This window comes from Nocardioides humi, assembly GCF_006494775.1.
GTDB classification, from domain to species: Bacteria; Actinomycetota; Actinomycetes; order Propionibacteriales; family Nocardioidaceae; genus Nocardioides; species Nocardioides humi.
This window is the reverse complement of sequence record NZ_CP041146.1, coordinates 5,043,491-5,069,112: the sequence shown is the minus strand read 5'-3', so window position 1 is coordinate 5,069,112 and position 25,622 is coordinate 5,043,491. Positions and strand designations below refer to the sequence as shown.

The 25,622-nt window shown below is 73.3% G+C and carries 27 protein-coding genes; 15 read left to right on the top strand and 12 right to left on the bottom strand.

Annotated features, from left to right (window positions below; genetic code table 11):
• The first annotated feature begins 28 nt into the window (after window positions 1-28).
• Window positions 29-904: a 3-methyladenine DNA glycosylase gene (locus FIV44_RS24460; RefSeq protein ID WP_141006725.1), complete on the top strand. Its 876-nt coding sequence runs from the start codon at window positions 29-31 to the stop codon at window positions 902-904.
• A 71-nt stretch (window positions 905-975) separates the two neighbouring features.
• On the opposite strand, the gene FIV44_RS24455 is transcribed toward FIV44_RS24460, so the two are convergent.
• The 4 genes from FIV44_RS24455 to FIV44_RS24440 all read right to left on the bottom strand — a co-directional run bounded on the left by FIV44_RS24455 (window position 976) and on the right by FIV44_RS24440 (window position 4,420).
• Window positions 976-1,908 (bottom strand): MetQ/NlpA family ABC transporter substrate-binding protein, encoded by a 933-nt coding sequence (locus FIV44_RS24455; protein WP_141006724.1) that lies wholly within the window; start codon window positions 1,906-1,908, stop codon window positions 976-978.
• Between the two features lie 35 nt (window positions 1,909-1,943).
• The gene (locus FIV44_RS24450) at window positions 1,944-2,615 is read right to left on the bottom strand and encodes a methionine ABC transporter permease (RefSeq protein ID WP_141006723.1); all 672 of its coding nucleotides are present in this window, start codon (window positions 2,613-2,615) and stop codon (window positions 1,944-1,946) included.
• A complete protein-coding gene (locus FIV44_RS24445; protein WP_141006722.1) occupies window positions 2,612-3,658 on the bottom strand; it encodes a methionine ABC transporter ATP-binding protein in 1,047 nt (348 codons plus the stop codon). Before FIV44_RS24445 ends, FIV44_RS24450 begins: the two co-directional genes overlap by 4 nt.
• Window positions 3,659-3,790: 132 nt before the next feature.
• The gene (locus FIV44_RS24440; RefSeq protein ID WP_141006721.1) at window positions 3,791-4,420 is read right to left on the bottom strand and encodes a TetR/AcrR family transcriptional regulator; all 630 of its coding nucleotides are present in this window, start codon (window positions 4,418-4,420) and stop codon (window positions 3,791-3,793) included.
• Between the two features lie 85 nt (window positions 4,421-4,505).
• On the opposite strand from FIV44_RS24440, the gene FIV44_RS24435 reads away from it, so the two are divergent.
• The 4 genes from FIV44_RS24435 to FIV44_RS24420 are packed head-to-tail and all read left to right on the top strand — an operon-like array spanning window position 4,506 to window position 8,687.
• Window positions 4,506-5,435 (top strand): patatin-like phospholipase family protein, encoded by a 930-nt coding sequence (locus FIV44_RS24435; protein WP_141006720.1) that lies wholly within the window; start codon window positions 4,506-4,508, stop codon window positions 5,433-5,435.
• Window positions 5,432-6,280, top strand: a complete 849-nt coding sequence (locus FIV44_RS24430; protein WP_141006719.1) for an SDR family oxidoreductase — start codon at window positions 5,432-5,434, stop codon at window positions 6,278-6,280. The genes FIV44_RS24435 and FIV44_RS24430 overlap by 4 nt, the downstream gene beginning before the upstream one ends.
• Window positions 6,277-7,800 (top strand): flavin-containing monooxygenase, encoded by a 1,524-nt coding sequence (locus tag FIV44_RS24425; RefSeq protein WP_141006718.1) that lies wholly within the window; start codon window positions 6,277-6,279, stop codon window positions 7,798-7,800. Before FIV44_RS24430 ends, FIV44_RS24425 begins: the two co-directional genes overlap by 4 nt.
• A gap of 23 nt (window positions 7,801-7,823) precedes the next feature.
• Complete coding sequence (locus tag FIV44_RS24420; RefSeq protein ID WP_141006717.1) at window positions 7,824-8,687, top strand: helix-turn-helix domain-containing protein; 864 nt, start codon at window positions 7,824-7,826, stop codon at window positions 8,685-8,687.
• 94 nt (window positions 8,688-8,781) lie between these two features.
• Here the strand turns inward: FIV44_RS24420 and zwf are convergent, their stop codons facing one another.
• Both zwf and FIV44_RS24410 read right to left on the bottom strand, forming a co-directional pair.
• The gene (gene zwf / locus FIV44_RS24415; protein ID WP_141006716.1) at window positions 8,782-10,230 is read right to left on the bottom strand and encodes a glucose-6-phosphate dehydrogenase; all 1,449 of its coding nucleotides are present in this window, start codon (window positions 10,228-10,230) and stop codon (window positions 8,782-8,784) included.
• 62 nt (window positions 10,231-10,292) lie between these two features.
• On the bottom strand, window positions 10,293-10,760 hold the full coding sequence (locus FIV44_RS24410; protein WP_246086601.1) for a TetR family transcriptional regulator: 468 nt from the start codon (window positions 10,758-10,760) through the stop codon (window positions 10,293-10,295).
• A gap of 136 nt (window positions 10,761-10,896) precedes the next feature.
• Here FIV44_RS24410 and FIV44_RS24405 point away from each other — a divergent pair, with 136 nt between their 5' ends.
• The 7 genes from FIV44_RS24405 to bioD all read left to right on the top strand — a co-directional run bounded on the left by FIV44_RS24405 (window position 10,897) and on the right by bioD (window position 17,171).
• Window positions 10,897-12,207: a biotin transporter BioY gene (locus FIV44_RS24405; protein WP_141006714.1), complete on the top strand. Its 1,311-nt coding sequence runs from the start codon at window positions 10,897-10,899 to the stop codon at window positions 12,205-12,207.
• A gap of 3 nt (window positions 12,208-12,210) precedes the next feature.
• Window positions 12,211-12,822 carry an energy-coupling factor transporter transmembrane component T family protein gene (locus FIV44_RS24400; protein WP_141006713.1) on the top strand — a complete coding sequence of 204 codons (612 nt, stop codon included), beginning with the start codon at window positions 12,211-12,213 and terminating at the stop codon, window positions 12,820-12,822.
• Between the two features lie 160 nt (window positions 12,823-12,982).
• A complete protein-coding gene (locus tag FIV44_RS32645; protein ID WP_246086600.1) occupies window positions 12,983-13,603 on the top strand; it encodes a radical SAM protein in 621 nt (206 codons plus the stop codon).
• 92 nt (window positions 13,604-13,695) lie between these two features.
• Window positions 13,696-14,049: a biotin synthase BioB gene (locus FIV44_RS32640; protein ID WP_246086599.1), complete on the top strand. Its 354-nt coding sequence runs from the start codon at window positions 13,696-13,698 to the stop codon at window positions 14,047-14,049.
• Between the two features lie 7 nt (window positions 14,050-14,056).
• Window positions 14,057-15,352, top strand: coding sequence for an adenosylmethionine--8-amino-7-oxononanoate transaminase (locus FIV44_RS24390; protein WP_141006712.1), 1,296 nt, complete (start codon window positions 14,057-14,059; stop codon window positions 15,350-15,352).
• A complete protein-coding gene (locus FIV44_RS24385) occupies window positions 15,349-16,476 on the top strand; it encodes an 8-amino-7-oxononanoate synthase (RefSeq protein WP_141006711.1) in 1,128 nt (375 codons plus the stop codon). Before FIV44_RS24390 ends, FIV44_RS24385 begins: the two co-directional genes overlap by 4 nt.
• Entirely contained in the window at window positions 16,473-17,171 is a 699-nt protein-coding gene (bioD, locus tag FIV44_RS24380) for a dethiobiotin synthase (RefSeq protein ID WP_141006710.1), read from the top strand. Before FIV44_RS24385 ends, bioD begins: the two co-directional genes overlap by 4 nt.
• Before the next feature lie 3 nt (window positions 17,172-17,174).
• On the opposite strand, the gene FIV44_RS24375 is transcribed toward bioD, so the two are convergent.
• Together FIV44_RS24375 and FIV44_RS24370 are read right to left on the bottom strand one after the other, a co-directional pair.
• Window positions 17,175-18,599, bottom strand: coding sequence for an amidase (locus FIV44_RS24375; RefSeq protein ID WP_141006709.1), 1,425 nt, complete (start codon window positions 18,597-18,599; stop codon window positions 17,175-17,177).
• 27 nt (window positions 18,600-18,626) lie between these two features.
• The gene (locus FIV44_RS24370) at window positions 18,627-19,184 is read right to left on the bottom strand and encodes an NAD(P)H-dependent oxidoreductase (protein ID WP_141006708.1); all 558 of its coding nucleotides are present in this window, start codon (window positions 19,182-19,184) and stop codon (window positions 18,627-18,629) included.
• Window positions 19,185-19,309: 125 nt separating this feature from the next.
• On the opposite strand from FIV44_RS24370, the gene FIV44_RS24365 reads away from it, so the two are divergent.
• A complete protein-coding gene (locus FIV44_RS24365) occupies window positions 19,310-19,912 on the top strand; it encodes a TetR/AcrR family transcriptional regulator (RefSeq protein WP_141006707.1) in 603 nt (200 codons plus the stop codon).
• Window positions 19,913-19,926: 14 nt separating this feature from the next.
• On the opposite strand, the gene cimA is transcribed toward FIV44_RS24365, so the two are convergent.
• Both cimA and FIV44_RS24355 read right to left on the bottom strand, forming a co-directional pair.
• Complete coding sequence (cimA, locus tag FIV44_RS24360; RefSeq protein WP_141006706.1) at window positions 19,927-21,534, bottom strand: citramalate synthase; 1,608 nt, start codon at window positions 21,532-21,534, stop codon at window positions 19,927-19,929.
• A gap of 149 nt (window positions 21,535-21,683) precedes the next feature.
• Window positions 21,684-23,372 (bottom strand): serine/threonine-protein kinase, encoded by a 1,689-nt coding sequence (locus FIV44_RS24355; RefSeq protein ID WP_141006705.1) that lies wholly within the window; start codon window positions 23,370-23,372, stop codon window positions 21,684-21,686.
• Between the two features lie 98 nt (window positions 23,373-23,470).
• On the opposite strand from FIV44_RS24355, the gene FIV44_RS24350 reads away from it, so the two are divergent.
• Window positions 23,471-24,100 carry an SRPBCC family protein gene (locus FIV44_RS24350; protein WP_141006704.1) on the top strand — a complete coding sequence of 210 codons (630 nt, stop codon included), beginning with the start codon at window positions 23,471-23,473 and terminating at the stop codon, window positions 24,098-24,100.
• A gap of 87 nt (window positions 24,101-24,187) precedes the next feature.
• Complete coding sequence (locus tag FIV44_RS24345; protein ID WP_246086598.1) at window positions 24,188-24,427, top strand: ArsR/SmtB family transcription factor; 240 nt, start codon at window positions 24,188-24,190, stop codon at window positions 24,425-24,427.
• Window positions 24,428-24,449: 22 nt separating this feature from the next.
• Here the strand turns inward: FIV44_RS24345 and FIV44_RS24340 are convergent, their stop codons facing one another.
• Window positions 24,450-24,860 (bottom strand): MmcQ/YjbR family DNA-binding protein, encoded by a 411-nt coding sequence (locus tag FIV44_RS24340; RefSeq protein WP_219996156.1) that lies wholly within the window; start codon window positions 24,858-24,860, stop codon window positions 24,450-24,452.
• A gap of 12 nt (window positions 24,861-24,872) precedes the next feature.
• Window positions 24,873-25,454 carry a Uma2 family endonuclease gene (locus FIV44_RS24335; RefSeq protein WP_141006703.1) on the bottom strand — a complete coding sequence of 194 codons (582 nt, stop codon included), beginning with the start codon at window positions 25,452-25,454 and terminating at the stop codon, window positions 24,873-24,875.
• Window positions 25,455-25,622 lie beyond the last annotated feature (168 nt).

The following is a 25,622-nucleotide window of genomic DNA, read 5'->3' as shown; positions in this document are numbered from 1 at the left end:
CGAGCCTATCGACCTAGGCTGGTGGGTCGTGACAGTGCCGGTCGGGAAGGGGCAGGTCGCCGCGGAGCAGCGGTGGCGGGAGCGGGCGGCCGCCCATGCCGCGCGCATCGACGCCTACGTCGCCCCGCACCTCGCCCGCCGCGAGGCGCACGTGAAGCACCCGGTGTTCGACTTCCTGTTCACCTACTACTCCTACCGCCCGGCCCAGCTGCGCCGCTGGCATCCGGGCTTCGGGGTCGTGCTGGAGTCGGCCCCCGAGTACGCCGGGCTCAAGGGGTACGGCGCGGACGGCGCCGTCGAGTTGTCGTATGTCTTGTCGCAGCGGCGGTTGATCTCGTCGCTGCACGCGCTGCTCACCGCCACCGCCCGGCGCGCGCCCCACTTCGGCTGCTTCGGCCTCCACGAGTGGGCCATGGTCTACCGCCTCGCCGAGGACGAGACCCGCCACGCCGACTGGCCGCTGCGCCTCGGACCCGCCGGCACCGACGCCGTCGTCGAGGGGCACCGGATCGCCTGCTCCCACTTCGACGCCTACCGGTTCTTCACTCCCCCGGCACGTGGACTGAACACGCTGCACCCCGGTCGCGACGACCGGCCCGCCTTCGAGCAGCCCGCCTGCCTGCACGCCGGCATGGACCTCTACAAGCACGCTTTCCGGCTCTCGCCCATGATCGACTCCGACCTCGTCGCGGACTGCTTCGAGCTGGCCTGGGACATCCGGGTGATGGACATGCGGGCGGCGCCGTACGACCTGGCCGACCTGGGGTTCGATCCGGTCCGGATCGAGACGGCCGAGGGGAAGGCGGAGTACGTCGAGGCGCAGCGCGGGTTCGCGGAGCGGGGCGCCCCGCTCAGGGACCGGCTGATCGAGGAGTGCGAGCGGCTGCTGTCGACCCAGAGCTGAACCGCACCCCATGCGGATCTGTCGTCGATCACCCTGATCCACGACGAATCCGCACGGGGCGCGGCGCAGGATCAGTCCGCCGAGACCGGAGCCAGCTGGCCCGAGAGGTTCGGGTCGGTGTTGTCGGAGAGGTACGGCTGGACCCGCTCGTCGAAGAAGACCTTCTTGAGCTTCTCGACCTGCGGGTCGTCGAGGTAGGCGGTGCCGACGACGAGCTGGCCGGCGAACTCCTTGGGGGCGTCGGGCTCGTAGATGCGGTACCTCTCGGGGGTGCCGGCGTCGACGAAGGACATGTTGTAGTCGATGACGGCGTCGACGGAGTCGAGGGTGCGGGGCCCGGCGCCGTACTCCATGTAGGTGAACCTGTAGCCGCCGATGTTGTCGGCGATGTCCTGCTCGGTGGCCGCCCACGGGTCGACGCCGTCCTTGAAGGTGAGCTTGCCGGCGCGCTCGAGGATCCACAGCGCCTGCGCGGTGTTCGCGGGGTCGTTGAGGAGCGCGATGGTGGCGCCCTGCGGGAGCTCGTCGAGGGAGGCGTGCTTGGTGGAGTACACGGAGTACGACCACTGGAAGACCTCGCCGAGGGCGGTCAGCTCCATGCCGGTGGCGTCGGTGACCTGCTTGAGCCAGTGCTTGTGCTGGTAGATGTTCGCGATGTACTTGCCGTCGGCCGTGGCCTGGTCGAGCTGGTTGCCGTCCTCGATGCCGATGCCCTCGATGGTGACGCCGTAGTCGGGTGCGATCTCGTCGTTGAGGTAGTCGAGGAAGGCCTTCTCCGAGGCGCTGCTGGCCTGGTAGGCGATCTGGAAGTCGTCGCCGAAGTGGCTGCCGGCGACGGTCTTCTCGTCGCCGCCGGAGAGCTTGAGGACGAGGAGGACGACGAGGGCGAGGACGACGATCCCGCCGATCGCGGGCAGGAGCCACCGGCGGCGGGCGCCGCCGAGGTCGATGGCGTCGGCTCCCTCGTCGGCGGTACGGCGACCGGGCTGCTGGGTGGTGGACATGACGGTTCCTTTCGAGGGACTACAGGGACGAGCGCTCAGTGGGTGAGCGCCCGGACGATCCGGTCGCCGGAGAACTGGATGAGCTGGACCAGCGCGATCAGCAGCACGATGCAGGCGATCATGATGTTGTCGTCGAAGCGCCGGTAGCCGTAGTTGACGGCGAGATAGCCGACGCCGCCGGAGCCGATGGCGCCCGCGATGGCGGAGTACTCGATCATCGCGATCACGTTGAGCGTCAGCCCGGCGGCGAGTCCGGGCAGCGCCTCGCGGAGCTGGATCGAGGTGACGATCTGGCGCTTGCTGCTGCCGCCGGCGAGGCCGACGTCGAGGAGCTCGCGCGGCACCTCGCGCACGGCGTTCTCGGTCAGCCGCGCGAAGAACGCGATGCCGGCGATCGACATCGGGATCAGCGCCGCCTGGAAGCCGATGGTGGTGCCGAAGACCAGCTTCGTCACGGGGATCACCGCCGCCATCAGGACGAGGAACGGCAGCGAGCGGCCGAGGTTCGCGACCCAGCTGATCGACACGTGCACGGGGCGGTGGGGGAACAGCCCGAGCGGCGAGGTGTTGAAGATGAGCAGCCCGAGCGGCCCGCCGAGGAGGACCACGATCGCCATCACGATCGCGACCATCCGGAAGGTCTCGCCGAGGGCGGGCAGCAGCAGGTCCGGTACGTCGGGCCAGGGCGTGCCGAGCAGGACGGTCATGCCGCGCCCTCCGTCCCGGCGGTCCCGCTCGTCCCGGCAGCCCCGGCGGCCGCCGGCACCGCGCGCAGCACCGCCCGGTCGACCGGCTCGGCGACCACGCCGTGCCGCTGCAGCACGTCGGCCACGCGCCGGTCGTCGAGCCGCGGGTCGAGGCCGATGGTGAGCCGCCCGACCGGCGACTCCCCCGCCGCCTCGACGAGAGCCGCGAGAACGGCGATGTCGGTGTCGAGCTCGCGGCCGGCCTGCGCGAGCCAGACCGGTGACACCGCGGCGTCCTCGTAGCGCACGGTCCACGGCCACAGCCGGTCCTCCTCCGGGACGGGCGGCATCGGCAGCAGGGCGCGGGAGAGCGCCGAGTCGGAGCGTCGTACGACGTCGGCGACCGTGCCCTGCTCGACGATCCGGCCGTGGTCGAGCTGGGCGACCAGATCGGCGATCCCGCGTACGACGTCCATCTCGTGGGTGATCACCAGGATCGTGACGCCGAGGTCGTCGCGGAGCTCGGTGAGCAGGTCGAGGATGGCGCGCGTGCTCTCGGGGTCGAGACCGGACGTGGCCTCGTCGGCGAGGAGCACGGCGGGGCGCAGCGCGAGCCCACGGGCGATGCCGATCCGCTGCCGCTGCCCGCCGGAGAGCTGCGACGGGAAATGGTTGGCGCGGTGCAGCATCCCGACCCGCTCCAGCAGGTCGGCCACCCGGCGGCGCACCTCCGCGTCGGGCAGGCCGGCGTGCCGCAGGGGCAGCGCGACGTTCTGCGCGGCGGTGAGCCGGCGGAGCAGGTTGGCGGACTGGAAGACGGTGCCGATCTGGCGGCGGGCCTCGCGCAGGTCGCGCCGCGAGAGCCGGGTCAGGTCCTGGCCGTTGACCGCGATGGTGCCGCTGGTCGGCCGCTCCAGCAGGTTGATGCAGCGGGCCAGCGTGCTCTTCCCGGCACCGCTCGGGCCCACCACGGCGGCGATCCGCGCCTCGGCGACGGTGAGGTCGATGCCGTCGAGCACGGTGGTCGCGCCGTAGGACTTGGTGAGTCCGGAGATCTCGATCATCCGGCGCCCCCTTCGACAGTCGTTGTTTCTCGACTGACTTTATTGACTTTCGGGGGCGGCGCCAGAGAGCGCGGTCACTTCCCACCCTGGACCGGCCGATCCCCCGATCACCCGGGCCTTGCAGCCGGGGGCTCAGCGCGCGGCGATGCCGTCGTACATCACGGCCCGGATGGCCGCGCTCAGCCGGGCCTGCCGCTCCGGCGCGGGATCGCGCAGCCCGGCCAGGACCGAGCCGAGGATCATCCCGTTGATCGCCTGCGCCGTGGGCTCGACGTCGAGGTCGGGGCGCAGGTATCCGAGCCGGACGCCGTGCTCGAGGTACGCCGCGGTGAGCGGCGTGGTCGTGTCGAACAGGTCGAGCATCCGCTCGCGCATGGCGTCGTCGATGCCGGCGGCGGACAGCAGCAGCTGGGGGACCCGCGGGTCGTCGCTGAAGATCCGGGCGAGGGCGGCGCCGATCCGCTCGGTCTGCGCGCGGTAGCCCTCGAGGGTGGTGACGGCCTCCGGTGCGTTCTCCTCGCCGAGCGCGTCGACGATCCGCTCCACCGTCTCGGTGATGACGTGCTCGACGATGTCCCGCTTGTTCTCGAAGTAGCGGTAGAAGGTGCCGTGCCCGATGCCGAGTCGTGCGGCGATGTCGGCGATCCCGGTGGCGTGGTAGCCCTGCTCCGCGAAGCAGGTGAAGGCGGCGTCGATGATCTCGCGCCGGGTCTCGGCCTTGCGCCGCTCCAGTCGCGTGAGCCCCTCCGTCGTCGCCGTCATGACCTCGGAGCCTATTGCAGGCGGTCGAGAATGACGATACGTTCCGAAACTGACATCCCGTTCCGTTTCGTACGACAGGGGCCGCATGGGGCGCGCACTGGTCATCGGGTGCGGCGGCACGCTGGGCTTCGCCTGGACCGCCGCCGTGCTCGCCGAGCTGGAGCGGCAGGGCTGGGACCCGCGCACCGCCGACGTCCTCGTCGGTACGTCGGCGGGGGCCGAGCTGGTCGCGCTGCTCGGCGCCGGGGTGCCCGGCAGCGCGATCCACGACGGCAGCGACCACCTCGTCGCCGCGCACCTGTCCTCGCCCGGCGCCCCGGGCGGCCTGCCGGGCCTCCCCCGGCCGGGACTGCCCGGCCTCGGCCTGACCCGCGCCGCGCTCGCCCGCCGCGTGGACCTGCTCGCCGGCCTCGCCGGCCTGCTCCCCCGCGGTGGGGGCGACGCGCGCTGGCTGGTCGACCTCGGCGACGCCCTCGCCGATCCCGTGACCGGCTGGACGACACATCCGCGGACCTGGCTGGTCGCCGCCGACGGGCGCACCGGCGAGCGGGTCCCCTTCGGCCGTGCGGACGCGCCCACCACCACCCTCGGGCGGGCGATCGCCGCGTCGTGGGCGATCCCCGGCTGGTTCCCGCCGGTGCGCATCGGCGAGCGCGCCTTCCTCGACGGCGGTGCCGTCTCCCCGACCTCGGCCGACCTGCTCCTCCCCCGGGTCGCCGACGGCGGCATCGACGAGGTGGTCGTGGTGGCCCCGATGTCGAGTCGGGGCGGGGCTCCCGCCCGCGGACCGGCCCGCGCCGAGCGGCTGCTGCGCCGCCCGATGACCCGCCGCGTCGACCGCGAGGTCGCCGCCCTGCGCGCGGCGGGCGCGCACGTCGTCCGGATCGAGCCGACCGCCGCCGACCTCGACGCCCTGGGCGCCAACTTCATGGACGGCTCCCGGGTCCAGCGGGTCCGCGACACTGCCACCCGCTCCGCCCCCGCCCTCGTCGCCCAGCTGGAGGTCCTCCGATGACCCGCCCCACCCCGATCGACCTCGCCGGCGCCCACGTCGCGATCACCGGCGGCGCGCGCGGCATCGGCCGCGCCACGGTGGAGGCCTTCCTCGCACGCGGCGCGAGGGTCTCCTTCGGCGACCTCGACCTGGCGACCGCGCAGGCCACCGCCGAGGAGACCGGCGCCGGCGCCCACCCCCTCGACGTGGCCGACCCCGCGTCGTACGACGCCTTCGTGACCGCCGCCGAGGCCGAGCACGGACCGCTCGACGTGCTGGTCAACAACGCAGGCGTGATGCCCAACGGGCCGTTCCTGGAGATGGATCCGGCGCTGGACCGGCTGATGATGGAGGTCAACGTCCACGGCGTGCTGCACGGCATGCGGCGGGTGCTGCCCGGCATGGTCGAGCGCGGCCGCGGCCACGTCGTCAACGTCGCCTCGCTCGCCGGGAAGTTCCCGATCCCGGGGCTGGCGGTCTACAACGCCAGCAAGTTCGCGGTGGTCGGGCTGACCGCCGCGACCCGGCTGGAGATGGCGCCCCACGGCGTGACGCTGACCGCCGTACTCCCGTCCGCGGTCGACACCGATCTCGCCTCCGGCCTGGACATGAGGCCGATCCCGAAGGTCGGCCCCCAGCGGATCGCCGAGGCGGTGGTCGGCTCGGTCCGCAGCCGTGAGGCCGAGATCGCCGTGCCGCGGTACGTCGGCGCGCTGGCCGCCACCACGACGCTGCTGCCGACCGGGGTGCTCGACCGGGTCCGCAGGGTCGTCCGCGACGACCGCGCACTGCGCACCGACGCCACCGAGCGGGCCGGCTACACCGAGCGCCTCATCGGCGCCGCCACCGAGAGGACCCTCCGATGACCCAGCTCCAGGACACCGCGATCCACGACGCCGTCATCGTCGGCGCCGGCTTCGGCGGCATGGGCGCCGCCATCGAGCTGCACCGCCAGGGGTACGACGACCTGGTGATCCTCGAGCGCGAGGACGACCTCGGCGGCACCTGGCACGTCAACCGCTATCCCGGCCTGGCCGTCGACATCCCCAGCTCGACGTACTCCTACTCCTTCGAGCCGAACCCGCACTGGTCGCGGCTGTTCGCGCCCGGCCCGGAGCTGAAGAGGTACGCCGAGCACGTGGCCGACAAGTACGGCCTGCGCCGCCACCTGCGGTTCGGCACGGTCGTCGAGGGCGCGCGCTGGGACGAGGACAGCGCCACCTGGGAGGTGCGGGTCGAGGGCGGCGAGGTGGTCCGCGGCCGCTTCCTGCTGACGGCGACCGGCTTCCTGTCCCAGCCGCGGCTCCCCGACATCGCCGGCATCGAGGACTTCGCCGGCACCGTCGTGCATACCACCCGCTGGGACGACGACCTCGAGCTCGAGGGCAGGCGGGTCGGCATCATCGGCACCGGCGCGACCGCCGTCCAGCTGATCCCCGAGCTGGCGAAGGTGGCCGGCCACCTCACCGTCTACCAGCGCACGCCGATCTACGTCTCCCCCAAGCTCGACGGCCCGGTGCCCGGCATCGTGCGCGCTGCCTTCGCGAAGGTGCCCCTCACGCAGCGGGCGACCCGGCTGGTCGGCACGTCGATCCTCGAGCTGCTCATGGTCGCCGGCGTCCTGCACTTCCGCGACCTGCCGTGGGCCAACGCCACCGGCAAGCGGGTCTGCGAGGCCCACCTCAGGCGCCAGGTCAGGGACCCGGAGCTGCGGGCGCGGCTGACGCCCGACTACGACTTCGGCTGCAAGCGCCCCACCTTCAGCAACACCTACTACCCGACCTTCACCAAGCCCCATGTCGACCTGGAGACGACCTCGATCGACCACGTCGACGCCGGCGGCATCGTGACGGCCGACGGCCGTCGTACCGACCTCGACGTCCTGGTGCTCGCCACGGGCTTCGACCTGTGGGAGGCGAACTTCCCCGCGATCGAGGTCGTCGGCCGCGAGGGCCGCAACCTCGGGAGGTGGTGGCGGGAGAACCGGTTCTGCGCCTACGAGGGCATCACGATCCCGCGGTTCCCGAACTTCTTCTCCCTCAACAGCCCCTACTCCTACTCGGGCCTGTCGTACTTCACGACCATCGAGACCCAGATGGCCCACCTGGGGCGGCTGCTGCGGACCATGCGGAAGCGCGGCGCCGACGTCGTGGAGGTGACCGAGGAGGCCAACGACCGCTTCCTGGACCGGATGACCGGCCTCCTCGGCAACTCCGTCTTCAACGCGGGCAGCTGCGCGACCGCGCGGAGCTACTACTTCAACCAGCACGGCGAGGCGGTGCTGCTGCGCCCGACGTCGACGCTGAGCGCGGCCCGCGAGGCCACCCGCTTCCCGCTCGACGACTATGTCTACCTCCGGAAGGAGGTAGCGGCGTTGTCGGTGTGACCGCGCTCACCTACCGTGGGGGCATGGCCCTCGACCTGTCCCGCACGCTCGCGGAGTTCCGCGCGACCGGCGACAGCGACATGGCCTTCGGCGGCCCGGTGGTCGCGGACGGCACGGCCATCGACATCACCGGGCTGCACAGCGCCCGGACCCGCTCCCTGCAGGGTTTGCGCGTGCGCTCCGGCTTCGGGCTGGGCGGCAAGGCGCTGCTCCTCGGCCGGCCGACCTCGGTCACCAGCTACCACCACGCCCGCGGCATCACCCACCAGTACGACGAGCCGGTGCGCGCCGAGCGGCTGGAGACCGTGACGGCGCTGCCGATCGTGGTCGACCGGGTGCCGCGGATGGTGGTCTACCTCGGGCACCGCGCGCAGGTCGTGCTCGGCGACGTCTGGTACGACGCGTTCCTGCCGCTCGTCCGCCGGGCCGAGCGCGAGATCGCCGTCGACGACGAGGTACGCCGCCGGCTCGGCCGCCTGCGCGGCCTCGGGCACACCCCCGAGCCCGCCGCGCCGCAGGTCCGGCTGACCCGCGCCGACCTGCGCGACATCTCCGACGAGCTCGCCGACCTCGCCGCGCTCGTGGAGGACGACGCCCTGCGCGCCCGCCTCGAGGACGTGCGCAGCCGGGTGGAGCGGGGCCGCTCCCCCGCGGCGTCCCCGGACCGCCGTACCGCACGGGGCGCCGCGCCGACCGGCCTGGCCGCGCGCGAGATCGACGTCCTCGCCCAGATCGCCCTCGGCCAGAGCAACCGCGAGGTCGCCGCCTCGCTGGGCCTGGTCGAGAGCACCGTGAAGTCCTACCTGAAGAACGCCATGCGCAAGCTGCACGCCACCAACCGGGTGCACGCCGTACGACTGGCCCGGGAGGCGGGCGTCATCGACTGAGCGTCAGCCTCGATCCGCTGATTTGCCGCGTTGCGAGCGTCACCAGCGCGCCCGGATGGTGACGCGCAGCAGCGGCAAGTCGGCGGATCGAGGCTCAGGCGCCCATCGAGTTCGGGTCGCGCCACTGCCGCTCGAACGGCAGCCGCCAGGCGTACGGCGCGACCAGCTGGTGGATCTGGTTGGGCCCCCAGCTGCCCTGCCGGTACGGCCGCACCACGGGCGGTGCCTCGAGCAGCGGCTCGGAGACCTCCCACAGTCGCTCGATGCCCTCGGCGGAGGTGAACAGGGTCTGGTCGCCGCGGGCGGCGTCGTAGATGAGCCGCTCGTAGGCCTCGAGCACCGAGCCCGCCCAGGTCGTGTCGGTCATCGCGAACTGCATGGACAGCTTGTCGAGCCTCATCCCCGGTCCCGGTCGCTTGCCGTAGAACGACAGCGACATCTTCGCCTTGTCGGCCAGGTCGAAGGTGAGGTGGTCGGGGCCGTGGTCGCCGACGCCGGAGTTCTTCGGGAACATCGAGCGCGGCGGCTCCTTGAACGCGATCGAGATGATCCGCGCCCCCTCGGCCATCCGCTTGCCGGTGCGCAGGTAGAACGGCACGCCGGCCCAGCGCCAGTTGTCGATGAAGCACTTGAGCGCGATGAAGGTCTCGGTCTCCGAGTCCGGGGCCACGCCCTCGATGTCGCGGTAGCCCTGGTACTGGCCGCGGACCACGTTGGCCGGGTCGATCGGCATCATCGAGCGGAAGACCTTGTTCTTCTCCTCGTTGATGGCGTCGGGGTGCAGCGAGGTCGGCGGCTCCATGGCGGTGAACGCGAGCACCTGGAACAGGTGGGTGACCACCATGTCCTTGTAGGCGCCGGTGGACTCGTAGAAGTTGGCGCGCTGCTCGAGTCCGAGCTCCTCGGGGACGTCGATCTGGACGTGGTCGATGTTGTTGCGGTGCCAGATCGGCTCGAAGAGGCCGTTGGCGAACCGGAACGCGAGGATGTTCTGCGCCGCCTCCTTGCCGAGGAAGTGGTCGATCCGGTAGATCTGCGACTCGTCGAAGGTCTCGTGCAGCTCGGCGTTGAGCGCCTTGGCCGAGGCGAGGTCGACGCCGAACGGCTTCTCCATGATGATCCGGCTGCCCGCCGCGAGGCCCGCCTCGTCGAGCGTGTGGACCACCGCCAGCGCCGCCTTCGGCGGCACGCTCAGGTAGTGCAGCCGCACCCGGTCGCCGTCCCACCCGGACTCGGCCTTCTCCACCGCGGCCCGCAGGCCGGCGGGACCCTCCGCGCCCGGCGCCCAGTGCAGCAGCTTGGCGAACTCCGGCCAGGCCGCCATGTCGTTGTCGTCACCGGAGAACTCCAGCACCGCCTCGTGCACGAACTCCACGAACGACTCGGTCGTGTGCTCGTCGAGCGAGGTCCCGATGATCTGCAGCTGCGGCAGCAGCCCGGTCTCGAACAGGTGGAGCATCCCCGGCAGCAGCTTGCGCCGGGCGAGGTCCCCCGTCGCCCCGAACAGCACGACCGTCACGGGCCTCTGGGTCTTCGGTGCCATGTCGTCCACAGTGCCTCCTCGTCGTTACCGCCACGATAACGAGAGACGACGGGTGTACGCCGTCAGGCGAGCCGGGCGCGCAGCCCGTCCAGCACCAGCCCCAGGCCCAGCGCGAAGTCCGCGTCGTCGGCGTCCTCGTGGGACAACACGAGCCGGACCAGGGTGCGGGCGCCCACCCGGGTGAGCTGCGCGCCGGCGCCGGCGCGCTCGAGGGCCGAGCGCAGCGGCTCCTCGAGGGCCTCGGCGTCGGAGCGGTTGACCTGGGCGATGAGGAGGGCGCCGTCGCGGTGACGGCGCATGGCGTCGCGCAGGCCGAGGCACAGCAGGTGCAGCTCGGCGTCCCAGGCCATGATCTCGGCGGGCCGGCGGCCGCGGTGGAGGATCTCGTCGGCGATCGCGGCGAGCAGGGCGTCCTTGTTGGTGAAGTGGTGGTAGAGCGCGCCGGGCTGGACGCCCAGGTCGCCGGCGAGGCGGCGCATGGAGAGGGCGTCGAGCCCGTGGGCGTCGAGCACCTCGATCGCGCGCGCCACCACGTCGCTCCTGCGGTACCGCACCGTCCTGCACTCCCCTCGTCCGCGGACCCCCGTTGACCGGGACCCTTCGGTCAGCCTAACCTGAACACTGTTCAACTGCGCGGATCGCGCAGCCCTGCCCCGAGAGTGACCCATGACCCGCCGTACCCCCACGACCGACGTCGCCCTGATCGCCGGCTTCGCCGCGCTCATCGCCGTGTGCGCCATCCTGCCCGACATCAAGACCGGGATCGGCGTGCCGTACTCCCTGCAGACCTTCGGCGTGCTCCTCGCCGGCGCCGTGCTCGGCCCGGTGCGCGGGTTCCTGTGCGTGCTGCTCTACCTCGTCGCCGGGCTGGTGCTGCCGATCTACTCCGGCGGCGCGTCGGGGATCTCGCACTACAGCGGCGTCACCGCCGGCTATCTCGTCGCGTTCCCACTGGCCGCGGCGCTGTGCGGCTTCCTCGTCTACCGCAACCGCCAGAGCGCCACGCAGTTCACGCTGGTCTTCACCTGCGGCCTGCTCAGCAGCTTCGTGTTCATCCACACCCTCGGGCCGCTCAACCTTGCCTGGCGGGCGGACCTGAGCATCAAGGAGGCGTTCAGCTTCGACGCCGCCTACTTCCCCGGCGACATCGCCAAGAACGTCGTGATGGCGCTGGTCGCCACCGCCGTGCACCGGGCCTTCCCCGACCTGATCGGCCGTCGCCGGAGCTCCGCCGAGGCCGAGGAGATCCCGCGGAGCTCTCGTGAGCCGGGCGGTATGAGTCGGATCGAGCTCGACCGGGTCGTCGTCCGTGCGGCGACACCCGGCGGGCCTGCTCCCGAGGTCACGGTGCTACGGGAGACCACCCTCGACCTCACCGAGCAGCGGATCGCGCTGATCGGCCCCAACGGCTCGGGCAAGTCCACCCTCGCCCGGCTCGTCAACGGCCTGGTCGAGCCCACCTCGGGCCGGGTCGTCGTCGACGGGCTCGACGTGGCCAAGAAGGGCCGTGAGGTACGACGCCGGGTCGGCTTCGTCTTCACCGACCCCAGCGCGCAGCTGGTGATGCCCACGGTCGTCGAGGACGTCGCGCTCTCCCTGCGCCACCAGGTCAGGGGGCGCGAGGAGCGGGCGGACGCGGCGCGGGCGGTGCTGGCGTCGTACGGGCTGACGGAGCTGGCCGAGCGCAGCGTGCACACGCTGTCCGGCGGGCAACGGCAGCTCCTGGCGCTGGCCGGGGTGCTCGCCACCGACCCGGCGGTCCTGGTCGCCGACGAGCCGACCACCCTGCTCGACCTGCGCAACGCCCGGATGATCGGCGACCTGCTGTTCGGGCTCCCCCAGCAGCTGGTGCTGGCCACCCACGACCTCGACCTGGCACTGCGCTGTGAGCGGGCACTGCTGGTCGACGACGGGGCCGTGGTCGCCGACGGCGCGCCGGACGAGGTCGTCGCCCACTACCGCGCCACGGTGGGCTGATCCGTGGCCGCCAGCCCGCTCGGCGACTACCAGCCGGGGACCTCCGTGTTCCACCGGCTCCCCGTGGGCGCCAAGCTGCTGGGTCTGCTCGTCCTGAGCATCGTCGCGGTGACCTTCCGGGGCGTCACCACGACGAGCGCCCTGCTCGCACTCGCGGTGCTGGGCTGCGTGGTCGCCGGCGTCCGCCTGGGCCGCGCGGCCCGGGCGCTGCGCGGCGTCCTGGTCGCGATGACCCTGCTGGCGGCGTACCAGACCTGGCAGCGCGGCGCCGAGCACGCCTTCGTGGTCGTCGGCGCGCTGGTCGCGCTCCTGCTGCTGGCGACCGTCTTCACCACGACCACCTCGGTCGAGCGGATGGTCGACGCGATCACCCGCTGGCTCGGGCCGTTCCGCCGCTTCGGCGTCAACCCCGAGCTGGTCGCGCTCGCGTTCTCGCTGATGATCCGCGGCATCCCGCTCACCCTCGCCATCGCCGGCGAGACCCGCGACGCCGCCCGCGCCCGCGGCCTCGACCGCAACCCCCGCGCGTACCTCACGCCCCTCGTGATCCGAGTCGTCGCCCACGCCCGCGCCACCGGCGACGCCCTGCACGCCCGCGGGCTCGGCGACGACTGACGAAGTGTGAGGTCTGCACCCGCGAAGTGCGAGTTCTGCAGCCACGACGTGCGCGGCCTGCACCCTCGAGGTGCGAACACTGGCTCACTCGGCCCGCAGCCGCTATCGTGAGCGACCTGAACACTGTTCAGTTCGACGCCCAGGACCCCCGAGGAGCACCATGACCACCACGAGCTTCGACGAGCTGGCCACCCGGATCCTCCACGGAGGTGCGGCCACCGAGGCCGACGCGCTCGCCGTACTCCGGGCCTCGGACGACGACCTGATGTCCGTCGTCGCGGCGGCCGGGCGGCTGCGACGCGCGCACTTCGGCAACACGGTCAAGGTCAACTACCTGGTCAACCTCAAGTCCGGGCTGTGCCCCGAGAACTGCAACTACTGCTCGCAGGCGCTCGGCTCCGAGGCGCCGATCCTCAAGTACTCCTGGCTGTCGAAGGACGAGACGCTCGAGCAGGCCGGCGCCGGGCTGCGCGGCGGCGCGACCCGGGTGTGCATGGTGTCGTCGGGCCGCGGACCGTCGAACCGCGACATCGACCGGGTCGTGGAGATGACCGAGGCCCTCAAGGAGGAGTACGACGGCGTGGAGGTCTGCGCCTGCCTGGGGCTCCTCAAGGACGGGCAGGCCGAGCGGCTCAAGGCGGCCGGCGTGGACGCCTACAACCACAACATCAACACCGCCGAGTCCCACCACGACAACATCGTCCAGACCCACACCTACGACGACCGGGTGGACACCATCGGGAGGGCGAAGGGCGCCGGCCTCTCCCCTGCTCGGGCCTGATCGCGGGCCTCGGCGAGACCGACGAGCAGCTGGTCGAGGCGCTGTTCGCGCTGAAGGCGCTCGACACCGACTCGATCCCGGTCAACTTCCTGATGCCGTTCGACGGGACGCCGTACCAGAACACCTGGGAGCTCGCCCCGATCCGCTGCGTGCTGATCCTCGCGATGGCGCGCTTCGTGTGCCCCGACAAGGAGATCCGGATCGCCGGCGGGCGCGAGATGCACCTGCGCTCGCTGCAGGCGACCGCGCTGCAGGTCGCGAACTCGCTCTTCCTCGGCGACTACCTCACCTCCGAGGGCCAGGACGCGCAGGCCGACATCGCGATGATCCGCGACAACGGCTTCGTGATCCTCGGCGCCGAGGACGCCTTCGAGGAGCCGGCGGTCGAGCACGACCCGGCGATCCGCCGCCGCGGCGCGGGCACCGAGGTCGCCGCGAACGCCTGACCCCGCCATGACCGTCGCGCTGACCGAGGACCTGCTCGCCTTCGACCGCGAGCACCTGTGGCATCCCTACACCTCGATGACCGAGCCCACGCCGGTGCGGCTGGTCACCGGCGCGCGCGGCGGCGAGCTCGAGGTCGACGGCCGGTGGGTGGTCGACGGGATGGCGTCGTGGTGGTCGGCGATCCATGGCTACCGTCACCCCGTCCTCGACGCCGCGATCGCCGAGCAGGCCGCGCGGTTCAGCCACGTGATGTTCGGCGGGCTCACCCACGAGCCGGCGGTCGCGGTCGGTCGCCGACTGGTCGAGATCACGCCGGAGCCGCTGGAGCGGGTGTTCCTCGCGGACTCCGGCTCGGTCGCGGTCGAGGTCGCGCTGAAGATGGTTCTCCAGTACCAACGCGGCTGCGGCCGTACTGATCATCCGTCTGGGCGCACCCGGATGCTCACCGTCCTCGGCGGCTACCACGGCGACACCTTCCACCCGATGAGCGTCACCGATCCCGACGGCGGGATGCACGCCATGTGGCGGGGCGTGCTCCCGGGGCAGGTGTTCGGTCCCCGGCCCCCGGCGTACGACGCGAGCCCGGCCTCGATCGCGGAGTGGGCCGATGCGCTGCGGGATCTCGCCGCGCGCCACGCCCACGAGCTCGCAGGGATCGTCGTCGAGCCGCTGCTCCAGGGCGCGGGCGGCATGTGGCCGTACCCGCCTGCGTGCCTGCGGATCCTCCGCGAGGTGGCCGACGAGCACGGCCTGCTGCTGGTCTTCGACGAGATCGCGACCGGCTTCGGCCGCACCGGCCACCTGTTCGCGAGCGAGCTGGTGACGCCGGACGTGCTGTGCCTCGGCAAGGCGCTCACCGGCGGGTACCTCACGCTGGCCGCCGTCCTGACGACCGACCGGGTGGCTCGTGGCATCTCCGGCAGCGAGGCCGGCGTGGTCATGCACGGGCCGACGTTCATGGGGAACCCGCTCGCGTGCGCGGTCGCGAGCGCCTCCATCGACCTGCTGCTCGCCTCGGACTGGCCGGCACGCGTGGGCGCGATCGGCACCCACCTGGCCGCGGGCCTCGCTCCCCTGCGGTCGCTGCCCGGCGTCCGCGACGTCCGCACGATCGGGGCGGTCGGGGTCGTGCAGCTCGACCACCCCGTCGACGTCGTCGCGGCGACGGACGCCGCACTCGCCGCGGGTGTGTGGCTGCGGCCGTTCCGGGACCTGGTCTACGCGATGCCGCCGTACGTCGCCGGCGCCGGCGAGCTGGACCGGCTCGTCGCGGGGATCGGGGCGGCGGTGCGAGCGGGATGACTGCGTGGGAGGAGTGGCTCGCCGCGGAGGCCGCATCACGGGAGGCCGCGGGACTGACCCGGCGGCTGCGGCCGCGGGCGGCGGACGACGTCACGATCGACCTGGCCGGCAACGACTACCTCGGCCTCGCGCGCGACCCCGAGGTCCGGCAGACGGCCGCGGACGCCGCGCTGCGCTGGGGATCCAGCGCGAGCGCCTCGCGGCTGGTCACCGGCACCCTCGCGCTCCACGAGGAGCTCGAGACCGCGCTCGCGGCGTACCTCGCGCAGCCCGCGGCCCTGGTCTTCTCGACCGGCTACCACGCCAATCTCGCCGTCGTGAGCGCGCTCGCCGACCGCGGCACGCGCGTGCTCTCCGACGCTCATGTCCACGCCTCGCTGGTCGACGCCGTCCGGCTCTCGCGCGCCCGGCTGAGCGTCGTACCGCACAGCGACGTCGACGCCGTGCGCGCCGGCCTGGCCGCCGCGGCCGAGGCCGGCGAGCGGGCGCTGGTGCTCGTCGAGTCGGTCTACTCGGTGCTCGGCGACGCGGCGCCGCTGGTGGAGCTGGCCACCCTCTGCGAGGAGTACGACGCCCTGCTGGTCGTCGACGAGGCGCACGCCGTGGGGGTGCACGGGCCGGGACTCGTCGCGACGCTGGGACTCGCCGGGCTCCCGCATGTGGTCGTCACGGCGACGCTGTCGAAGGCGCTGGGTGCGCAGGGCGGTGCCGTGCTCGGGCCGGTCGCACTGCGGGAGCATCTCGTCAACCGGGCCCGCCCGTTCATCTTCGACACCGGCCTCGCGCCCGCCCCGACCGCCGGTGCGCTGGCCGCGCTCCGGGCGGTCCGCTCGCGGCCGGGGCTGGGCGCCCTGGTCCGGGAGCGGGTGGCCGCGCTGGCCGACGTGCTCGGCGTCGTCGCGCCCGCGGGCGCGGTGCTGTCCGTGCCGATGTCCTCGCCGCAGGCCGCCGTCGCGGCCCAGGCCGCCGCGCTGGAGGCCGGTCTGCGGGTCGGCTGCTTCCGCCCGCCGTCAGTGCCCGACGGCATCTCGCGGCTGCGGATCACCGTCACCGCGGGGGTCGCCGACGACGACTGGGCGCGCGCGGTCGACGTCCTCGTGGCGCTCGTGAAGGAGCACCAGTGACCCGCGTCGTCGTGGTGACCGGCACCGACACCGGCGTCGGGAAGACCATCGCCACCGCGGCGCTCGCCGCGGCGGCCTCCGCCGCCGGGGACCGGGTGCTGGTGGTCAAGCCGGTGCAGACCGGCATCGGCAGTCCCGACCCCGACACCCCGGACGTCGACACGGTCCGCGCCCTCGCCGGCGTCGAGACCGTCCAGCTCGCCGCCCTGGACGAGCCCCTCGCCCCCGACACCGCGGCACGCCGCCAGGGCGTGCGGATCCCCACCGTGCGCGAGCACGTCGCCCGGATCCGCGAGCTGCTGCCGTCGTACGACGTCGTGATCGTGGAGGGCGCCGGCGGCCTGCTGGTGCGCCTCGACGCCGAGGGCGGGACGCTGCTCGACATCGCCCGCGATCTCACCTTCGCGCTGATCCGGGCCGACGGCTCGCCGGTCGAGGTGGTCGTCGTGTGCCGTGCCGGCCTCGGCACCCTCAACCACACCGAGCTCACCACGACCGCGCTGCGAGCGGTCCAGGTCGAGCCCGCGGGCCTGGTCATCGGCGCCTGGCCCGTCGAGCCCGGCGTCGCCGAGACCTGCAACCGCACCGACCTGCCGCGCGTCACCGGCGTACCGGTCCTCGCCGTCATCCCCGACGGCGCCGGCTCCCTGGCGCCCGAGGACTTCCGGGCCGCGGCCCCGGCCTGGTTCGGCTGAGCCTCACCACAGCGGCGGCCGGCGATCCCTCCAGGGGGCGGCGGCCTCGACCTGGGCGGCGAGGGAGATGAGCAGCTCCTCCTCGGCGGGGCGGGCGGCGAGCATGACGCCGACGGGGAGGCCCTCGGGGGTCTGGTGGAGCGGGAGGGAGATGGCGGGCATGCCGGTGACATTCCACGCCGAGGTCCACGGGGTGAACCGCTTCTGCGCCTCGAAGTCGCCCGCCGGATCCGCGTCGTCGCGGATCGCGCCGACCGGGAGCGGCGGGGTGGCGAGGGTGGGCGTCAGCACGATGTCGTACGGCGCCAGCGCGACCAGCGCATCGGCGGCGTACCGGCGCATCGCCCCGATCGCGAGCCCGAACTCCGGCCCCGACACCGCCTCGCCCCGCTTGCCGAGCCAGCGGGTGAGCGGTCGCAGCTGCTCGCGCTGACCCGGTCCGAGCGGCACGGTCGAGAGCGCGGTCAGCACCGCCCAGCAGGTCTCGAAGACCGCGACCGCCTCGGGCGGGAGGGGGACGGGGACGTCCTCGACGGCGTGGCCGAGCGAGGCGAGCAGGCGGGTCGCGTCGTCGTAGGCGCGTTGGACCTCCGGGTGCACGTCGGCGTCCGCGATGACCGGGGTGTCGAAGCAGGCGATCCGCAGTCGCCCGGGCTCCCGGCCGGCGGCGGACAGGAAGGTGCCGGCCGGGTCCGGCGCCCAGGCGGGATCGCCCGCCCGGCGGCCGGCGAGCACGTCGAGCAGGGCGGCGGCGTCGGCGACGGTGCGGGCGATGGATCCCGAGACGGCGAGGCCGACCGGGTCGCCGTACATCGGGAAGCCGCTGATCCGGCCGCGGGTCGGCTTGAGCCCGACGAGTCCGCAGCAGGACGCGGGGATCCGGATCGAGCCGCCGCCGTCGGAGCCCTGGGCGACCGGGACCAGCCCGGCGGCCACCGCGGCCGCGGCGCCGCCCGAGGACCCGCCCGCCATCCGGGTCGGGTCCCACGGCGTGACCGCGGGCGGGCGTCCCTCCGGCTCGGTGTAGCAGGGCGAGCCGAACTCCGGCGTGCTCGTCTTCCCGAGGCTCACCATCCCGGCGTCCTCGATCGCGAGGGTCACCCCGTCGGAGACCTCGGGCACGTAGTCCGCGAACACCGGCGAGCCGAACGCCGTCGGCACGCCGCGGGTGAGGTTGAGGTCCTTGATCGCCGTGGGTACGCCGGCCAGTGGCGACGCCCCGTCCCCCACCGGCCCCACGGCCGCGACCTCGCGGGCACGCCGCCGTGCGGCGTCGGGGTCGCGGAGCACGAACGCGCCGTCGACGTACTCCTGCGGGAGCCGCGCGGCGCGTTCGAGGTAGTGGTCGGTGAGCTCGACGGGGCTGATCTCGCCGGTGCGGATCAGCTCCCCCTGCTCGAGGGCGGTCAGGTCGTGGAGTTCGGCCACGACCCGACCGTAGCCCCTCGGCGGCTGTCAGGCGGCGGTGGTCTCCGGCGCGAACGCCACCAGCTTGGCGATGGCGTCGTGCAGCTTCGCCCGGGCGTCGCGGTCGACGAGCACGTCGCCCTCGCCGGCCGGGTGGGAGACGGTCGCGTCGGCGACGACCTTCGCGCCGGCGATGCCGGCGGAGCGGGCGGCGTCCTCGTGGGCCCACTTGCCGCCGTACGGCGTGGGCGTGGTGCCGATGACCGCGAACGGCTTCCCGCTGATCGCGCCGGCGCCGTAGGGACGCGAGAGCCAGTCGATGGCGTTGTTGAGCACGGCCGGGAGGGTGCCGTTGTACTCCGGGGTCACGGCCAGCACGCGGTCGGCCAGGGCGACCCGCTCGCGCACGGCCACGGCGGCGGCGGGAGCGTTCTCGCCGTCGATGTCCTCGTTGTAGAAGGGGAGCCGGTCGAGCCCCTCGACGATGTCGAGCACGACGTCGGTCGCCGCCTCGTCGCGCAGGAGCTCGGCGAGCTTGCGGTTGACGGAGTCGGCGCGGAGGCTGCCGACGAGCACGGCGACGCGGGTCTTCTGGGTGTCAGTCATGGAGATCGAAACGGACCGTGGTCCGCTTCCATTCCCCGGGCTGGAATATTTCTCAGAACGTGAGGACCCGGACGTCGACGGCAGACCCGACCGTCGTCGGCGCTGCCCGTTACTGTGACGAGACCATGCCGAAGCCCCTCCCCCTGCTCACCGCGGCGCCCGTCGTACGACGCGACGCGGCCCGCAACCGGGAAGCGCTCCTGCAGGCCGCGGCCGAGCTCGTCGAGCGCTGCGGCGTCGCCGACCTCACCACCGATGCCGTGGCGGCTCGGGCGGGGGTCGGCAAGGGGACGGTGTTCCGCCGGTTCGGGAGCCGCGAGGGCCTGATGGCCTCGCTGCTCGACCACCGCGAGCAGGAGTGGCAGGCCAGCGTCATCAGCGGCCCGCCACCGCTCGGACCGGGCGCGCCGCCGATGGAGCGGCTGCTCGCCTTCGGCGCGTCCCGGCTGCGCCACCACCGCGAACAGGCCGCGCTGATCGAGGCGGCGGGCAGCACGTGGGGCGAGAACTACGCCGTGCTGGGGTTCGTCGCGCTCCACGTCCGGATGCTGCTCACCCAGCTCGGCGTGCACGGCGACCTCGGCTACCTCGCGACCGCCCTGGTCGCTCCCCTGAGCGTTCCCGTGCTGCGCCAGCAGATCGACGTCGGCGGCCTGACCGAGGAGCAGGTGATCGCGGGCTGGACCGATCTCGTACGCCGCGTGGTCGGCGCCGACTCCCCCGCCTGAGACGACGGTCGGCGTCAGTCCCGATGCTGGCGCAGCAGGCCGAAGGTGAGGCTGTCGGCGAGCGCCTCCCAGGACGCCTCGATCACGTTCGCGCCGACGCCGACGGTCACCCACGACGACGCACCGTCGGTGGTCTCGATGAGCACCCGGGTGATCGCGTCGGTGCCGTGCCCCTGGTCGAGGATGCGGACCTTGAAGTCGATCAGCTCGAACTTCGCGATCTCCGGGTACGCCTGCTCGATCGCCGCGCGCAGCGCCTGGTCGAGCGCGTTGACCGGGCCGTTGCCCTCGCCGGTCACGACATAGCGCACGCCCGCCGCGCGGAGCTTGACGGTCGCCTCGGAGACGGCCTCCTCGTCGGGCTGGGCGTGGGTGAGGGTCTCGGTGATCACCCGCCAGCTCTCGACGTCGAAGTACGACGGCCGCCGCCCGTCGACCTCCTCGGCGAGGAGCAGCTCGAAGGAGGCGTCCGCGGCCTCGAAGGTGTAGCCGCGCAGCTCCAGCTCCTTGACCCGATTGGTCACCCGGGTGACCAGCTCGGGGTTGTCGGAGAGGTCGAAGCCGAGCTCGCGGCCCTTGAGCTCGATGGTGGCGCGCCCGGCCATGTCCGAGACGAGCAGCCGCATGTCGTTGCCGACCCCGGCGGGGTCCATGTGCTGGTAGAGGTCGGGGTCGACCTTGATCGCGCTGACGTGCAGGCCGGCCTTGTGCGCGAACGCCGACGCCCCGACGTACGGCTGGCGCGAGGCGGGCGGCACATTGGTCACCTCGGCGACGGCGTGCGCGATCCGGGTCGCCTCGGTGAGCAGGCCGGGGGGCAGCACCTGGCGGTCCAGCTTGAGCTCGAGGTTGGCGACGACGTTGACGAGGTCGGCGTTGCCGGTGCGCTCGCCGTACCCGTTGATGCAGCCCTGGACGTGGGTGGCGCCGGCCTCGACCGCGGCGAGCGTGTTGGCGACCGCGCAGCCGGTGTCGTTGTGGCAGTGGATGCCGACCCGGACCTGGGCGTTCTCGATGACGTCGTGGACCACGTCGGACACCCAGCCCGGGAGCATCCCGCCGTTGGTGTCGCAGAGCGCGATCACGTCCGCGCCGGCGTCGTACGCCGTCCGGAGCACCTCGAGCGCGTAGGACCGGTCGAGGCGGTACCCGTCGAAGAAGTGCTCCGCGTCGAGGAACACCTGCTGGCCCTCCGCACGGAGGTGGGAGACGGTGTCGCGGATCATCGCGAGGTTCTCCTCGGTCGTGGTCCGCAGCGCCTTCTCGACGTGGCCGACGTGCGACTTCGCGACCAGGGTCACCACGCCCGCTCCGCTGTCGCGCAGCGCCGCGACCTGCGGGTCGTCGGCGGCGAGCAGGCCCGCCCTCCGGGTGGAGCCGAAGGCCGCGAGCCGGGCGTGCTTGAGGTCCAGCTCCTCCGCCGCGCGACGGAAGAACTCGGTGTCCTTGGGGTTCGCGCCCGGCCAGCCGCCCTCGATGTACCCCACGCCCAGGCCGTCCAGGTGCCGCGCGATCGCGAGCTTGTCCGCCACCGTCGGGTTGAGGCCCTCCTGCTGCATGCCGTCGCGCAGGGTGGTGTCGTAGACGTGGAAGGAGCCGTGCAGGTCCAGGGGCTGGTTCATCGGGGTCTCTCGCGTGGTGGGTCCGGGCAAAACAAAAGCCTCCGAGAACGAGAGGCTGGCGCGTCCGACGGGGCGTCGGACGCGCTAACTAATGATCGTCGTGAGGGTGGTCACGAGGTCAGTCTGCCACGGATCGCGCCGGCGCCGGGTCAGAGCCCGAACGGACCCGAGCTCCACGGCATCCAGCTGACGCCGCTCCCGGCCACGAGCGCGCCCAGCCCACCGGCGACGGCGAGCAGCACCGCGCAGGTCAGCAGCCACGGCACCGGGCGGCGGCACACCGGGTCGAGGACGCGCCCGATCGGCGAGCGGAACCTGCTGCTGCCCGGCCCCGACCAGAGGGCGACGCCGAGGGTCGCGCCGCACGCCATCAGCGTGCTCGGCACGTCGAGCTGGAGCGCGTAGCCGAGCAGCCCGGCGGCCAGGCCGAGCCCGGCGCTCCACGCGACGAGCACGGCCGTCCCGGTCACCGCACGGACCAGGTGCCACGGGCTGGTGGCGAGCCAGCGCAGGCCGTCGTACCACTTGACGCCGCGGACGGTACGGCGGCTGGCGACCGCCGACGCCGCCAGGGATCCCGCCCGGAGCAGCCAGACCGCGAGCACGACCACCGTGGTCGCGACCCACGGCGCGGCGGCGAAGCCGGCGCCCACCGCGACCGCACCGAGGCCGATCGCCGCCCAGCGCCGGATCCGCTCGGCCAGCGGCGGGCGGGACGGGGGCGCGAACGGGCGGTCGGGGTCGTAGCCCTGGTCGAACTGCTCCTCGAGCCGGGCCATCGCCGCGGCCGGCGGAGGCGGCGGAAGGGGGGCGAGCGGTCCGGGCGGCGGGGGCGGCGGCGCGACCTCGGTCGGCAGCGCCCGGGTGCCCGGCGCGGCCGGCTCAGGGACCGTCGGCGGGGTGAGCGGGCCGGGCGCGACCGCCGGGCCCGCCTGCGCGGCCAGCGCCAGCGGCAGCGTGTAGTCGTCGTCGACCGGCGCCGGCGCGGCGAACAGCGCCCCCGGCGGCGGGACCGGCGGCAGCTCGGGACGGGTGCTCAGCGGCCGCAGCCAGGCCAGCAGCTCCTCGAGCAGCGGCCGCTCGAGCGGGTCCGGGTCGAGCGCGGCGGCGAGGACGTCCGCCAGCGGGCTCTCGATCCCCGTGAGGTCGTGCTGGCCGCGCCGGGTGCGGTCCATGACCGCCATCGCGGGACCGCGGCCGTACGGCGGCCGCCCGCTCGCGGCGTACGCGACCGTCGCCGCCCACGCGTGCACGTCGGCCGCGGGCGTGGCCTCGTCGCCGTACAGGATCTCGGGAGCGAGGTAGCCGGGCGTGCCGAGCAGCCAGCCGGTCTGGGTGAGGCGTACGTCGTCGGCGACCCGTGCGAGCCCGAAGTCGATGAGGATCGGGGTGCGCCCCTCCATCAGCACGTTGCCCGGCTTCACGTCGCGGTGCAGCACTCCGGCGCCGTGGACCGCGGCGAGCCCCTCGGCGAGGCAGCCGGCCAGCCAGTGCAGGTCGCGGCCGGCGATCGGCCCCTCGGCGGCGACGTGGTCGTGCAGCGAGAAGCCCGGCACGTAGCGGGTGACGACGTACGGCACCTCGGCCCACGGGTCGGCGTCGAGCATCTCCGCCACCCACGGGCTGCGCACCCGGGTCAGCGAGCCCACCTCGCGCGCGAGCCGGTTGCGCGCCTCCTGGTCGCCCACGACCTGCGGCCGCAGCACCTTGAGCGCGACCCGCTGGCCGTCGGGTCCCTGGGCGAGGTGGACGATGCCCATCCCGCCCTCGCCGAGCCGGGTCAGCAGCGCGTAGCGGCCCACCTGCGTGGGGGCGCTGCTGTCGGGCCGGATCGTCATAGACGAGAGGCTACCCAGCGATCGCGCTCGGCACGCCGCGACGCGACCTCGCCACGGCCTCTCTGGCTTACATCAGTATCTACTGATATAAGTGGACCATGACCTTCACCTTCCCTCCTGCCGACCACCTGGGCGCCGTCGAGCGCTCGCTGTCCACCCGCGACCGGGACGGCGAGGAGCTCCGCGTCCTCACCGTCACCCGGACCTTCGACGCCTCCCCCGCGGAGGTGTGGGACGCCCTGACCACCAAGGAGCGGATCGACCGCTGGCTGATGCCCGTCAGCGGCGACCTCCGCCTCGGCGGCCGCTACCAGCTCGAGGGCAACGCCGGCGGGGAGGTCACCGCCTGCGAGCCGCCGGAGCGGCTCAGCCTCACCTGGGAGTACCAGGGCATCAGCTGGGTCGACGTGACGCTGACCGGGGACGAGCGGACAACGCTCGTCCTGGAGCACGCCGCGCCGGTCCCGCCGGAGCTGTGGGAGCAGTTCGGCCCCGGTGCGGTCGGGCTCGGCTGGGAGTCCATGCTGATGGGCCTGGCCGAGCACCTCGCCGCCCCGGACGCCGCCCCGCCGCGGGAGAGGGTGCCGGACCTCACCGACTTCATGGCCGGCGCCAGCGCCGCCTGGGCCGAGGCCGACATCGCCTTCGGCACCGACCCCGAGCAGGCCCGGGCCGCGGCGCGGCGCTGCTTCGAGGCCTACACCGCCGTCCCCGGGGAGGACGCCTGACGTGCACGCCTTCGACGTCCTCGGCGACCCCGTCCGGCGGCGGATCCTGGAGCTCCTCGCCGAGGGGAGCACACCTCGGGCGCGGTCGTGGACGTCATCGCGGCGGAGTTCGGGATCAGCCAGCCGGCCGTGTCCATGCAGCTCCGGGTGCTGCGCGAGAGCGGGTTCGCGACCGTCCGGGCCGAGGGGACGCGCCGCATCTACGCCATCGACGCCGGCCCGCTCGCGGAGGTCGACGCCTGGCTCGGCCGATTCCGGTCCTTCTGGGAGCAGCGCCTCGACGCGCTCGACACCGAGATCAGGCGGGGTCGGCGCGAGGGTCGCTGACGCCCGGCGGCGCGTCAGCCCGTCAGTCCCGGGCGTCGAGCTCGGCGAGCAGCCGCTTGCCGGCGACGCCGCGGTACGACGCGTCGACCAGCTCGGCGATCTCCTGCCAGTCCACGTCGGGCCGGGCGAGGTCGGTGGCGCGCCAGGGCGAGCTGCCGGCGTACATCGGCAGGAAGAAGCGCTCGTCCTCGTCGATCGCCGGCAGCTCCTCCGGCGCGATCTTGACGCTCAGCGCGCTGTCGACGCGCCGGTGCGTCCCCGGGCCGGTCTTGAGGCCGGCGCCGAAGGAGGCGAACACCTTGCCCTTCTCCCCCGCCTTGAAGCACGGCCGGCCGTGGCTGACGAACTCCACCGCGCCCGGCAGCGCCAAGACGATCTCGCGCAGCTCGGCGAGCCCCGGGTCGTCGTCGCGGAACATGATCGGGTGGGCCACGGCACCAGCCTGTCAGTCGAGCAGCGCGCCGGGGCGGACGGTGACCTCGAACGGCGTCGTGGCGGTCCACGCCTGGCCGGCGCCGACGTCGGCGACCTCGGCGTACCGCCCGTCGCGCAGCTCCCACGCCACCAGCCGCAGCTCCGTCGGATCGACGATCCAGTACGACGGCACGCCGGCCCGCTCGTAGCGGCTGAACTTGGTGGTCAGGTCGTAGAGCCGGTTGGACGGGGAGAGCACCTCGACCGCGAGCAGCGGGATGCCCTCGAAGTAGCGATGCTCGAGCGCGGAGCGCGGCGCCACGAAGAGGTCGGGCTCGACCCAGGTGATGTCGTCGACGATCGCGCCGGTCGGCGCCTGGATCACGATCAGGTCCGGCGGAGCGGCATGCCGCAGCACCTCGCGCAGGCCGGAGGCGACGTAGGTGTGCCGGACGTCAGCGGGCGCCATCGCGATCAGCATCCCGTCGATGAGCTCGTAGCGCGGGGTCGGCCCCTCCCCGTCCGGCTCGTCGGGCAGATCGAGCAGGTCCGCCACCGTCACCGGCCCGCGCGGCGCCCAGTCGAGGTCGGCCTCCAGCGTCATGTCCACCATCGTGCCCCATCCTCCCGAGAGAAGTCATGGGGCGATGCTGGCACCGACCTCCGTCACGGCCGGGGGTTCTCCACAGGAGGGCAAGTGATCCCCATCTACGACGCGCGGGACCCTCGCGGCGCTCAGACCACCCGGTGCATCCAGCCGAACGTGTCCTCTTCCCGGCCG